Origin of the sequence: Stenotrophomonas sp. 704A1, from assembly GCF_030549525.1 — a bacterium.
GTDB lineage: Bacteria > Pseudomonadota > Gammaproteobacteria > Xanthomonadales > Xanthomonadaceae > Stenotrophomonas > Stenotrophomonas tuberculopleuritidis.
Map to the genome: position 1 here is coordinate 4,507,489 of NZ_CP130831.1, position 12,588 is coordinate 4,520,076.

Annotated in this window: 8 protein-coding genes and 1 pseudogene; 3 read left to right on the plus strand and 6 right to left on the minus strand. The window is 69.6% G+C overall.

What is annotated here, in order from left to right; genetic code table 11:
- Positions 1-66: 66 nt before the first annotated feature.
- Complete coding sequence (gene dkgB, locus Q5Z10_RS20595) at positions 67-876, plus strand: 2,5-didehydrogluconate reductase DkgB (RefSeq protein ID WP_303637196.1); 810 nt, start codon at positions 67-69, stop codon at positions 874-876.
- Between the two features lie 73 nt (positions 877-949).
- On the opposite strand, the gene Q5Z10_RS20600 is transcribed toward dkgB, so the two are convergent.
- Positions 950-1,651: an alpha/beta fold hydrolase gene (locus Q5Z10_RS20600; RefSeq protein ID WP_303637197.1), complete on the minus strand. Its 702-nt coding sequence runs from the start codon at positions 1,649-1,651 to the stop codon at positions 950-952.
- Between the two features lie 158 nt (positions 1,652-1,809).
- On the opposite strand from Q5Z10_RS20600, the pseudogene Q5Z10_RS20605 reads away from it, so the two are divergent.
- Positions 1,810-1,901: pseudogene (locus Q5Z10_RS20605) on the plus strand (YbjQ family protein); the annotation flags it as partial.
- Between the two features lie 48 nt (positions 1,902-1,949).
- On the opposite strand, the gene Q5Z10_RS20610 reads toward Q5Z10_RS20605, so the two are convergent.
- Together Q5Z10_RS20610 and mgtE are read right to left on the minus strand one after the other, a co-directional pair.
- On the minus strand, positions 1,950-4,676 hold the full coding sequence (locus Q5Z10_RS20610; RefSeq protein WP_303637198.1) for a bifunctional acetate--CoA ligase family protein/GNAT family N-acetyltransferase: 2,727 nt from the start codon (positions 4,674-4,676) through the stop codon (positions 1,950-1,952).
- A 98-nt stretch (positions 4,677-4,774) separates the two neighbouring features.
- Positions 4,775-6,145 (minus strand): magnesium transporter, encoded by a 1,371-nt coding sequence (gene mgtE / locus Q5Z10_RS20615; RefSeq protein ID WP_303637199.1) that lies wholly within the window; start codon positions 6,143-6,145, stop codon positions 4,775-4,777.
- 347 nt (positions 6,146-6,492) lie between these two features.
- On the opposite strand from mgtE, the gene Q5Z10_RS20620 reads away from it, so the two are divergent.
- Positions 6,493-8,280: a monovalent cation:proton antiporter-2 (CPA2) family protein gene (locus Q5Z10_RS20620; protein WP_303637200.1), complete on the plus strand. Its 1,788-nt coding sequence runs from the start codon at positions 6,493-6,495 to the stop codon at positions 8,278-8,280.
- Positions 8,281-8,364: 84 nt separating this feature from the next.
- Here Q5Z10_RS20620 and Q5Z10_RS20625 read toward each other — a convergent pair whose 3' ends face one another.
- From Q5Z10_RS20625 to Q5Z10_RS20635, 3 genes are all read right to left on the minus strand, one after another.
- A complete protein-coding gene (locus Q5Z10_RS20625) occupies positions 8,365-11,703 on the minus strand; it encodes an ankyrin repeat domain-containing protein (protein WP_303637201.1) in 3,339 nt (1,112 codons plus the stop codon).
- Positions 11,696-11,956, minus strand: coding sequence for a YcgL domain-containing protein (locus Q5Z10_RS20630; RefSeq protein WP_303639236.1), 261 nt, complete (start codon positions 11,954-11,956; stop codon positions 11,696-11,698). The genes Q5Z10_RS20625 and Q5Z10_RS20630 overlap by 8 nt, the downstream gene beginning before the upstream one ends.
- A gap of 160 nt (positions 11,957-12,116) precedes the next feature.
- Entirely contained in the window at positions 12,117-12,557 is a 441-nt protein-coding gene (locus Q5Z10_RS20635) for an excinuclease ATPase subunit (protein WP_303637202.1), read from the minus strand.
- Positions 12,558-12,588 lie beyond the last annotated feature (31 nt).

Sequence of the window (12,588 nt, forward strand, 5' to 3'; positions counted from 1 at the left end):
GTCGGCACGCATACGAACGCTGACCTACCCTTTCCTTTCACGCCTTTCCCCCCGTTGGAGCTTCCCATGACCGTTCCTGCCTTTGGCCTTGGCACCTTCCGCCTGAAAGACCAGACCGTGATCGACTCGGTGCGCAATGCGCTGGAGGTCGGCTACCGCGCCGTGGATACCGCGCAGATCTACGGCAATGAAGCCGAAGTCGGCCAGGCCATCGCCGAATCCGGCGTGCCGCGCGAGCAGATCTACCTGACCACCAAGGTCTGGATCAGCGAATTCAAGCGCGATGCGCTGCTGGCCAGCCTGCGCACCAGCCTGGACAAGCTGCGCACCGATCATGTGGACCTGGCGCTGATCCACTGGCCTTCGCCGAATGACAAGGTGGACGTGCCGATGGAGGAATACCTGCCAGCGCTGGCCGAAGCCAGGGCGCAGGGGCTGACCAGGGAGATCGGCATCTCCAACTTCACCATCGCCCAGACCCGCAAGGCCATCGAGATCCTCGGTGCCGAGGCGATCGCCACCAACCAGGTCGAGATCCACCCGTACCTGCAGAACCGCCTGCTGGTGAAGTTCCTGCAGGACAACGGCATCCACATCACCGCCTACATGAGCCTGGCCTATGGCGAAGTGCTGAAGGATCCGGTGATCCAGGCCATCGCCGGCCGCCACCAGGCCACGCCGGCGCAGGTGGCGCTGGCCTGGGCGCTGCAGCAGGGCTTCTCGGTCATTCCCTCCTCGACCAAGCGCGAGAACCTGGCAGCCAACCTGGAAGCGGCGGCAGTGCGCCTGACCGACGAGGACATGGCGCAGATCGCCACGCTTGACCGCGGCCACCGCCTGGCCAACCCGGAGGGCATCGCCCCGGCCTGGGATTGAGCAGAAGGCGCCGGGCATGGCCCGGCGCTACCGGATGACCGCGGATGGCGCCGGGCCATCCCCGGCGGATCCATCAGCGAGGCAGCAACCACCCGCGCATCGCCGCACTCACCTCTTCGGGCTTTTCCATCGGCGCCAGATGCCCGCAATCGGGCACCACCACCAGCTGCGAATGCGGCACCAGGGCGTGCATTTCCTCGCTCACCGCCAGCGGCGTGATGCGGTCATTTGCTCCGCAGACGATCAGCAACGGATCGCGGTAACCGGCCAGCACATCATGACCATCGCGGCGTTCCAGCGCGCTCTGGCGCAGGAACACTTCCGCGCCCAGGCGGGCGGTCATGTCGCGCACACGCTGCACCAGCACGTAGTCGTCCAGGCGCGAGGCATCGATGTAGCTGCGCATCAAGGTATCTCCGAAGCCGTGGAACTTCCCCGGCAGGCGCACGCTGGCGCGCTGGCTGCGCCGCTGCTCGGCGCGCTCGGGCGAATCGGCGTGGATCGAGGTGTCGATCAACGCCAGCTGCAGCACCCGTTCCGGCGCGATGCGCAGGATCTGCTGGGCGACGAACCCGCCCAGCGAGAAACCCGCCAGCGCAAACCGTTCCGGCGCCTGCGCCAGTACGTCCTCGGCCACGGCCTGCAGGGTTTCGCCACGGGTCTGGTCGCCCACGCTGCAGTCGGCGATGTCGGCCAGGTCAGCCAGCTGCGCGCGCCACAGCTCGGCATCGTTGAGCAGGCCCGGGAGCAGCAGCAGGGGAATGCGGTCGGTCATGCGGGTATTGTGATGGTGCATGACTGCGGGCGCTACAGCACCAATGACTCACCCTCCTCCCGCAACGACACCTCCGCGACGATCATTCCACTCCGTTGTCGTCAGGCAGACCGACCGATGCTCGCCGTGCGGATAGATTCTGCGGTTCCTCCACACTGATCGACATGAGCTACGAGGCTACGATGTAATGACCGGGTTGACCGAAGTACTGTGCTACGGCGCGGCGGTGGTGGTGGAACCGCTGCGTTGAATCCGACATTCCGCCGGGCATGGCCCGGCGCTACCGATGTGGTAACGATCACACCACCGGCGGGACATCGGGGACCTCCACCTGCTGCACCGGCAGCGTCACCACCATCACGGTCGGTTCGTCCGGATCCAGCTTCGTCGTGAAGCCCAGGCTCTGGCACATCGCCAGCATGGTGCTGTTCTCGCGCAGCACCTGGCCTTCCACCACGTCCAGCCCGAGCCACTTGGCGTACTCGATCATGATCGCCATCAGGCGCCAGCCGATGCCGTGGCCCTTCAGGTCCGAGCGGATCAGGATGCCGTACTCGCCCCGGTGGTAGTCGGCGTCGGCGTGCAGCCGCACCGCGCCCAGCATTTCACCGCTGCGGGGTTCGATCGCCACCAGTGCGATCGAACGCGCATAGTCGAGCTGGGTCAGGCGGGCGATGAACTCGTGACTGAAGTGCTTCACCGACTGGAAGAAGCGCAGGCGCAGGTCTTCGTCGCTGACCCGGGCGAAGAACGCGCGGAACAGCGCGTCGTCCTCCGGCCGCACCGGCCGCACGAAGGCACGCCCGCCGTCGGACAATTCGATGGTGCGTTCCCATTCCTTCGGATACGGAAACACCGAGAAGCGTGGATGGCCACGCCCCTTGTGCAGGATGCGCGATGGCGCCACCGCCACGCGTGCGTCCAGCGCAAGAATGCCGCGACTGTCGACCAGCAGGGGATTGATATCCAGCGTGCGTACTTCCGGGATATCGGCAGCCAGCTGCGCCAGCTTGACCAGTGCCAACGCCAGCGCACGCTCATCCGCGGCGGGCACATCGCCATAGGCCTTGAGAATGCGTGAGGCGCGGGTCTGGCCGATCAGTTCATGGGCAAGCCGCAGGTCCAGCGGCGGCAGCGCCAGTGCCTTGTCGTTGATCACTTCGACCGCGGTACCGCCGCGGCCGACCACGATCACCGGTCCAAACGTTGCATCATCGGCGATGCCGACGATGATCTCGCGCGCCTTCGGCCGCACGATGGTCGGCTGTACCAGCAGGCCATCGATGCGCGCATCGGGGCGCAGCTGGCGTGCGCGCGTCAGGATCGCGTTGGCGGCGCTCTGCACTGCCGGCAGCGTCGCCAGGTTCAGGCGCACGCCATCCACTTCGGACTTGTGCGGGATGTCCGGCGAGAGGACCTTCAATGCAACCGTCGCGCCGCGCTCCAGCAGCGGCTGCGCCAGGTCCATCGCCTCGTGCGCGTCGCGCGCGTGCATCACCGGCGCGGAGGGAATGCCGTAGGCCTTGAGCAGTTCGTGGGTGGCCAGCGGATCCAGCCAGCGCTGGCCGTTGGCCAGCGCCACATCGACCAGCGCCCGCGCGGCCGCCGCATCCACGCTGAAATCCTGCGGCAGACTGGGCGGTGTCTCCATCAGCGCGTTCTGCGCTTCGCGGTAGCGCACCAGGTGCTGGAAGCCACGCACGGCCTCCGCTTCCGTCGGATAGGTCGGCACCCGTGCAGCGTTGAGGGTGGCGGTGGCCTGGTCGTCATTGCCCAGCCACACCGCAAACACCGGCTTGTCGCGGTGATGACGCGGGCGCAGGCCCAGGGTCCGGGTCAACGCCTGCGCGGCATCGGCAGACGAAGTGAAGGCGGTCGGGACGTTGACCACCATCACCGCATCGTTCTCGCTGTCGGCCAGCAACGCCTCGATGGCGGCGGCATAGCGCTCGCCATCGGCGTCGACCACGATGTCGACCGGGTTGCTGCGTGACCAGCCCTGCGGCAGCACCGCGTCGAGCGTCTGCACGGTGCTGTCGGACAACTGCGCCAGGGTGCCGCGCAGGGCGGCCAGCTGATCCACCGCCAGCCGGCCGACACCACCGCCGTTGCTGAGGATGGCCAGCCGGCGCCCGGGGAAGGTGCCAAGCCGCCCCAGCGATTCGGCCGCGGTGAACAGTTCGTCCAGCGCACCCACCCGCAGCAGGCCGGCACGGTTGAACGCGGCGCCGTACACATCGTCGGCGCGCGCCAGTGCCTGCACATGGGTATCGGCGCTGCCCGGCGGCACCCGATCGGCACGGCCGGACTTGACCACCACCACCGGCTTGGCACGGGCCGCCGCGCGCGCGGCCGACATGAACTTGCGCGCGTCCTTGATCTGTTCGACGTAGAGCAGGATGGCGCGGGTGCGGTAGTCGGTGGCGAAGTAGTCCAGCAAATCGCCGAAATCCACATCCAGGGTATCGCCGAGCGAGACCACGGCGGAGAAGCCGACCGAACGCGCCACGCCCCACTCCACCAGCGCGGCGGCGATGGCGGAGGACTCGGAGATCAGCGCCAGATCGCCGGCCTGCGGGAAGTGCGCGGCGATGCTGGCGTTGAGCCGCGCGTGCGGCGCGATCACGCCCAGGCAGTGCGGGCCGAGGATGCGCAGGCCGTGCCTGCGCGCTACCGCCTCCACCTGCGCCGACAACGAGCCGGGGCCTTCGCCCAGGTGCGCGGTGAGGATGATGGCCGCCTGCACGCCGCGCTCGGCGGCAGTGCGCACCACCTGCGGCACGATCGCCGCCGGTGCGGTGATCACCACCAGCTCCGGCACCCAGTCCAGGTCCTTGAGCCGCTTCACCGTGCGGATGCCGTCGATCTCGGCATGCCGCGGGTTGATCCACGCCACCTTGCCGGGAAAGCCGGTGCCACGCAGGTTGCGCATCACCGCGCGGCCGGCCGAGCGCTCACGCGGGCTGCCGCCGATCACCGCGACCGACTGCGGACGGAACACAGACTGCAGGTGGTAGGTACTCATGCGCCTACGGTACACGCACCGGCGCGCCGGGCGCATGATCGGGCGCAAAAAGCTGCGAGGCGCTCACTGGATCACGCCCTGCGTGGTTGACGCTCCCGTTACAGCAGCGTGCCGTGCAGGATCATCGCGGCAATGCTGAAATAGATCACCAGGCCGGTCACGTCCACCAGGGTGGCCACGAACGGCGCCGAAGCGCTGGCCGGGTCGAAGCCAAGCCGCTTCAGGATGAATGGCAGCATCGAACCCGACAGCGAACCGAAGGTGACGATACCGACCAGCGCCGCACCGATGGTGATGGCCAGCAGGATCCAGTGCTCGCCGTAATCGTGCAGTCCGCCCAGCTGCCAGACCACGATGCGCACGATCGCCAGGCAGCCGAGAATGGCGCCGAGTACCATGCCGGTGGGCACTTCACGCAGGGCCACCTTCCACCAGTCGCGCAGGCGCAGTTCGCGCAGGGCCAGGCTGCGGATCAGCAGCGACGTGGCCTGCGAGCCCGAATTGCCGCCGGAACTCATGATCAGCGGAATGAACAGGGTCAGCACCACGGCGCGTGCCAGCTCGTCCTCGTAGTGCTGCATGGCGCTGGCGGTCAGCATTTCACCCACGAACAGCACGCTGAGCCAGCCGGCGCGCTTGCGCAGCATCTCGAAGAAGCCGATCTGCATGTACGGCTTGTCCAGTGCCTCCATGCCACCGAACTTGTGCGCATCCTCGGTCGATTCCTCGATCAGCGCGTCCAGGATGTCATCGACGGTGACGATGCCGAGCAGGTGCTGCTGTGCATCGACCACCGGGATCGCCAGCAGGTCGTGGCGGCGGATCAGCCGCGCCACTTCTTCCTGGTCCATCTGCGCATCCACCGTCACCGGCGGGTTGACCTGGGCGACATCCAGGATCGACTCCTCCGGCAGGCCGGTGATCAGCCGGCGCATGGTCACCACCTGCTGCAGCTGGCGGCTGGCCGGGTCGAGCACGTAGATGGCGTACACGGTCTCGCGGGTGCGCTCGACCTGGCGGATGTGCTGCAGGGTCTGGGCCACGGTCCAGCTGGCCGGCACCGCCACGAACTCGGTGGTCATCAGCGCGCCGGCGGTGTTGGGCGGGTAGCTGAGCAGGGTCTGGATGGTCTGCCGCGCATCGCTGCCCAGCAGCGGGATCAGCCGCGCGCGCTGTTCCTCATCCAGCTCATGGACGATGTCGGTGGCGCGATCATCGGCCATCAGCCCCAGCAGGGCGGCGGCACGCGCCGGCGGCAGGGCCGCCACCAGATCGCCGCTGCGGTGCAGCTCCGGCGCTTCCAGCATCTTCACCGCACGCGGCAGCGACAGCGCCGCCAGGGTCTCGGCGGCGCGCTCCAGTTCGAGCGTGTTGATGAATTCCACCGCGTCGGCGGTGTTGTAGTTGGCCAGCGGCGCGGCCAATGCCGCGGCATCGGCCACCGGACGCAGCAACTGCTTCTGGTTCATGGTGATTCGCCTTCGTGGGGGTGCGACCTCGCGCAACGCCAACGCAGGCAAACCGTCCCGATGTCAGGCGGTGGCCATCGCTGGCGTCGACCGAGGTCGAGATCTACTGTCGCTGGACATGGGTTGGGAACTCCGGAAGGGTGTACTGGCGGACACGCCGGCAGCGGCGGGGAGTCTGGACCTGCGCGCCGGACAGGTCAACCCGCAGCCGTGTCGACCGGATGCCGGTCGCATTGCCGTTCTCGTCCGTACACGGCCACGCGCGCATAATGTGCGGGCGGCCTTCGCCGCGCCCTCCCCCACCCGAGCGGCCGCACCGCGGGCCTCCCCGATGACCAGGTATTCCCATGCATAGCGGTGGTCTGGAACTGGCTCTGGTGCTGCTGCTGGCCGCCGTGATCGCGGTGCCGGTATTCAAGAAGTTCGGCTTCGGCGCGGTGCTGGGCTACCTGGCGGCCGGCGTCGTGCTGGGCCCGGACGGGCTGGGCTTCGTGCAGGATGCCGACCGCATCCTCGGCGCCGCCGAGACCGGCGTGGTGATGCTGCTGTTCGTGATCGGGCTGGAGCTGTCGCCAGCGCGCCTGAAGGTGATGCGGCGGTCGGTGTTCGGCGCCGGCGCGGCGCAGGTTGCGCTGTCCGGGCTGGTGCTGGGGGGCCTGCTGCTGCTCGATCACTTCCAGTGGAAGAGCGCCCTGGTGGTCGGCGTGGCACTGGCGTTGTCGTCCACCGCGGTGGGCCTGCAGCTGCTGTCCGAACACAAGGCGATCAACAGCGACCATGGCCGGCTGGGATTTGCCATCCTGCTGTTCCAGGACCTGATCGCGATTCCACTGCTGGCCGCCATTCCGCTGCTGGGCGGGGTGAAGAACGAGACCCTGCGCTGGGACGATGTGGCCGTGGCGCTGGGCGCGCTGGCCGTGGTGATCCTGTGCGGGCGGCCGGTGCTGCGCAAGGTGTTCGGCATCATCGCCCGCACCCGCAGCCCGGAAGTGTTCACCGCCACCGCCCTGCTGGTGGTGCTGGGTACCGCCTGGTTCATGCAGGAGGCCGGCCTCAGCCCCAGCCTGGGGGCCTTCCTGGCCGGCGTGCTGCTGTCCGATTCGGAGTTCCGGCACGAACTGGAAGCGCAGATCGAGCCGTTCAAGGGGCTGCTGCTGGGCCTGTTCTTCATTGCCGTGGGCATGGGCATCGACCTGGACCGCATTGCCGCCGAACCGTGGATGATCGCCGCGGGCGTGGCGATCCTGCTGGTGGTCAAGTTCAGCCTGCTGTACCTGATCGGCCGCATGGCCCGGCTCAGTTCGCGGCAGTCGCTGCTGCTGGGCAGCGTGCTGTGGCTGGGGGGCGAGTTCGCCTTCGTGGTGTTCAACGAAGCCCAGCGGGCGCACCTGCTGGGCAACGCCAACCACGACCGGCTGGTGGCGATCGTCGGCCTGTCGATGGCGATCACACCGCTGCTGATGATCGCCCTGCTGCGCCTGCTGGGCCAGGAGCGGGCGACGCCACGCGATGCCGCGCCGGCCGACACGGTGGCGCCGGACAACCGTCCGAAGGTGCTGATCGCCGGCATGGGCCGCTTCGGCCAGGTCATCGCGCGCCTGCTGACGGCACAGAAGGTGCCGTTCGTGGCGCTGGAAGCCAACCCGGACACCGTGGCCGACCTGCGCCGCTTCGGCAACCAGCTGTACTACGGTGACCCGACCCGGCCGGAGATGCTGCGCGCGGCCGGTGGCGAGCACATCGATGTGTTCGTGATCACCGTGGACGACCCGGAGACCAACCTGCGCGCGGTGCGCATGGTGCGCCGGCTGTACCCGGACGCGGTGGTGCTGGCGCGCGCACGCAACCGCCAGCATGCCTGGCGCCTGATGGACATGTCGGCCGAACCGTTCCGCGAGGTGTTCGGGACCAGCCTGGAAATGAGCGGGCGCGTGCTGACCGCGCTGGGCGTGGCGGCGGAGGTGGCCGAACGCCATGTGCAGCAGTTCCGCGAGCACGATGAGAAGCTGCTGCGCGACCAGTACCTGGTGTACGACGACGAGGCGGCGGTGATCCAGACCTCGCGCGATGCGCGCAACGACCTGATGCATCTGTTCGAAGCGGACGCGGAAAGCGACGGCGACAGGGAACGTTGACGGCCCATGGGCCGCCGGGCATGGCCCGGCGCTACCGGTCATGGCTACCTGCAGGGGTAGCGCCGGGCCATGCCCGGCGGGGCGTCAGCCGTTGTCGCGCAGGAACCGCGCCATCGACGAAACCCCCGGCACGCGCGGTTCGAACTCGGCGGCGACGTCGATGAAGCCGCGCATCACCGCAATCTCGCGCGGACTGCGGTTGAGCCCGTCGCGGGCTTCCGGATCGGCACCGGCGCGCAGCAGGCGTTGCACCAGCAGCGGCAGCCCGTGCAGGGCGGCCAGATGCAGTGGGCCGAACCCCCGTGGATCACGCACGTCCAGGCTGACGTCCTCATCCAGCAGGCGTTCGACTGCGGCCATCACCACCTGTTCGTCGCAGGCGGTCCCCGGTTCCGCGCGCGCGCCCAGCAGCAGCAGCAGCGGCGTGACCGCACCCGCCGCGGCCTGGTCCGGCTCGGCCCCGGCCAGCAGCAGGGTATCGAGCAGGGCCAGCAGGCGTGAACGATCGCGCGCGCTGAAGCCGTACAGCGCAGCGCAGTGCAACGGCGCCAGCTGCTGGGCATCGCCGGCATGCACGTCGGCACCGGCGGTCAGCAGCCGGGCCACGATATCCGGCAGGCCCAGCGCGGATGCCAGCATCAGCACCGTCACCCCGCCCGGCAGGCGGTGTTCCAGCTGTGCGCCGGCATCGAGCAGGGCCGAGACGATCTCGACCTGGCGCATGCTGACCGCCGCCGACAGCGGCGTCGCGCCACTGGCCGCGGCGTGCTGGGGGTCGGCGCCGCGCGCCAGCAGCAGGTCGACCACGGCCAGATGGCCGCCACCGGCGGCACGCAGCAGCGCGGTGCAGCCCTGCGCGTCGACCGCGTCGATGGCAAAGCCCAGGTCGTTGAGGCGGCGCACCGCATCGACATCACCGGCCATCGCCGCCGCCGGCAGGTCGCCTTCACGAAGGGTGCGGCGCGGCAGCGGCCACACCCGCCAGTCCAGCCAGTCGGCCAGGTCGCGGCGGCCGATCGACAGCGCCACGCCCAGCGGCGTCTGCCCGTCGGCCGCGCGCGCCTCCGGCGAGGCGCCATGCTGCACCAGCAGCTTCAGCGCGCCTTCGCGGGCCAGCGCCGTGGCCAGATGCAGGGCGGTCATGCCGTGGCTGTCGCGTGCTTCGCGGTCCACGCCGGTGTTGAGCAGGGCCTGCTGCAGGCGCAGCCAGCCCAGCCGCACGGCCAGCGACAGCGGCGGATCACCGGCAGGCGATGCGGCAAACGGATCGGCACCGCGTTCCAGCAACTCCAGCGCGAGCTGTTCGAGGCCACGTGCGGCCTGGTCGTGCTGCGCGCAGGCGGCGAGGAAACGCGCCAGGCCACCGCGCCCGGCCGGCGACAGGCCACGCTGCAGCATCACCTGCAGCGCCGGCACCGCATCGATGCCGCGCGAGAGCAGGGCGAACATCGGCGTGTCGTCGCAGGCATCACGCACATAGGGATCGGCACCGTGGCCCAGCAGCCAGTCGACCGCGCGCGGTTCCAGCGCCAGTTCCGGGTCGAGCAGCAGGCCACCCAGTTCTTCCGGCTGGCACAGCCGGGCCAGCGCGGCCATGCCCTCGGTATTGCCGAACCCCAGCGCTTCGCGCAGCAGGGTCAACGGCGGGCGGTCGGGCAGCAGGCCACTGGCACTGGCCGCGTCACCGCGTTCGGCCAGGCCATCGCTGACTGCCGCCGGCAACGGATAGGACGGATCGAGCAGGGCGACGATCGCCCAGCGCCCCGCTTCGGCTGCGTAATCCACCGCGCGGCGGCCGGCCGGATCGCTGGCGTCGGCAACGATGCCCAGCTCCAGCAGGCGCTTGATCAGCAGCGGCGACACATCCTCGGCCATGGCTGCCAGCAGCACCGCGTTGCGGCCATCGGCATCCACCGCCACCAGATCGGGCTTGTGCGGCAGCAGATGCTCGACCACCGCCGCACGCCCGGCACGCGCTGCTTCCAGCCACGGGGTACGGCCCAGGGCATCGCGTGCCTCCAGGTTGGCGCCCGCCGACAGCAGCACGCCGATGATGTCCACATGCCCGGCCAGTGCCGCCTCGTGCAGCGCGCTGCGGCGCTGGCGATCACGGGCGTCGGCCCGCGCCTTGTGCTTGAGCAGCAGCTGCACGCCGGCCGGATCATCGTCTTCGGTGGCGGCGGCGGCCAGCAGCACCGGGGTGCCGTCGGTCGGCTCGCTGCGCGCACCGCGCTCGAGCAGGAAGCGGGCCAGGCGCCAGTTGCCGACCTGGCAGGCCACCGCCAGCGGCGACCAGCCGTCAGCGTTCAGTGCATCCACTTCGGCGGCGGCATCGCGCAGCAGCGCGGCAACGCCCGGGTCCGAACTGCGTGCAGCGTGGTGCAGCGGGGTGTTGCCATCGCTGTCGGTGGCACGCGAGTCGGCGCCGTTGGCGAGCAGGGTCATCACCGCTTCCGGGCGGCCGTGCCAGCTGTCGCGGGTGGCCGCCAGCAACGGCGTCATGCCGCGGTGGGGCGCATTCACGTCGACCCCGCGGCCGATCAGTTCGCGCAGCAGGCGCAGGTCGGGCAGTACCGCGGCCAGCACCGCCAGGCTGCGCTGGTCGCGCCACTCCGGCGCCGGTAGAGCATGCGCATCGGCACCGGCCTGCAGCAGCTGCAGCGCGCGATCGATGCGGCCATGGCGTGCGGCTTCATACAGCGCCGGGGTCAGCTCCTGCGGTGCCATCGCTTCCAGCGGCGTGGCGTCCACCGCGGTGCTGAACAGGGCTTCGCGCTCGGCCGCCTGATCGAGACCCGCCGGTGCGCGCAGCGCGACCAGCGGCGCCGGCGCAACGCGCTGCAGCAACAGGTGCAGCAGCGGCGACAGCAGCAGCACCGCCAGCGCCGCCGGCCAGCGCGCGCTGTCCGGCAGCAGCCCCGGCCAGGCCGGCAGTACCACCAGCGCGGCCAGCGTGATCACCAGCGCAGCCACGCCAAGGCCACGCCAGGCGCTGAGATCGCGCCCGGCCAGGGCCTGCCAGTGCTGGGCCAGCCCGCCGTCGAGACGTTCGACATCGTTCCACAGCGGCCAGGTTCGCCAGGCGGCCAGCAGGCCGGCACTGACCAGCACGCTCAGGCCCAGCACCGCGGCCAGGCTGCCACTGTCACGCAGCGCGGCCAGCGGCCAGGCCAGCAGCAGGGCAAGCAGCACCGGCGCCGCCGTCCACAGTGCGATCAGCGCGGGCAGGTCCTGACCGGCCACCTGCTTCGGCGCGCGCAGCGCGCGGCTGCGCCGCCACCACGAGACGGCGAGCGCGAACGCCGGCTGCGCCAGTGCCGCCAGCACGGCACCGGGCAGCCCGCCCAGCGCCGACCCCAGCGCCAGCACGGCGCCCAGGGCGAAGGTGATCGACAGGGCGCGGGGGCGGGAAAGCTCAGTCATAGTGGCGCGGCATCAGGCTGCTCACCGACGGTGGCACCTGCAGGTAGAAGCCGCGGTCGGTCAGTTCGCTGCGTACCTTGGCCGGATCGGCCTGGGCCAGCCGGCGCTGGGCGTCCAGGGTCACTTCCAGGACGAACACGAGCGTACCCAGCGATGCCGACAGCGGCGCAGGCAATGCGCTGAAGTCGTCGCGTCGGGCGAGATAGACGTAGGTGTCCGGCTTGAGTTGGCTTTTATAGACGTAGGCGTGCATGTCCACGGGACGATAACCCGGGAAGAGCCGTGATTGTGTCGGAAAGCCGACAGCGGGGAAAGCCGTCGCGCGACGATGACGGCGCGATCGACGGCGTTTCCCCGCCGGGGTTCAGCAATGTGGCGGTGGCGTTCAGCCAGCGCCGGGCCACGCGTCGGCCTTACTTGACCTTCGCGTAGGTGCCCTTCAGCGCCACGCCCGCCAGGATCGCGCCGGCGTAGCATTCGTAGTTGGTCGCGCTCTTGAACTCGTTCTTCTTGTAGTAGCTGACGATGTCCACCACGGCGTTGGCACCGCGCGACTTGGCACCGTCCTGCAGCGCGCGCAGCGCCGACAGGGCCACCCAGCGGCAGGCTTCTTCGTCGCTCTTGTTGGCGGCGTTGGTCTTCTTGTTGGTCACGTCCTCGCCCAGGCGCTGCTGCACGCTGACCGGCTGGCCGGCCAGGTAGAAGCGCACGCTGCCGTCGATGCCGGCATCTTTGGCGGCCTGCGAATTGACCAGGTCACGCAGGGACTGCTCGACGCGGGTATCGCGGGCCGAGGCGGTGGAAGTCAGGGCCAGCAGCGCGGTGGCAGTGGCGATCAGCAGGGTGCGGCGCATCGGAACGTCTCCTTGTTGGGGTGCGGGTACA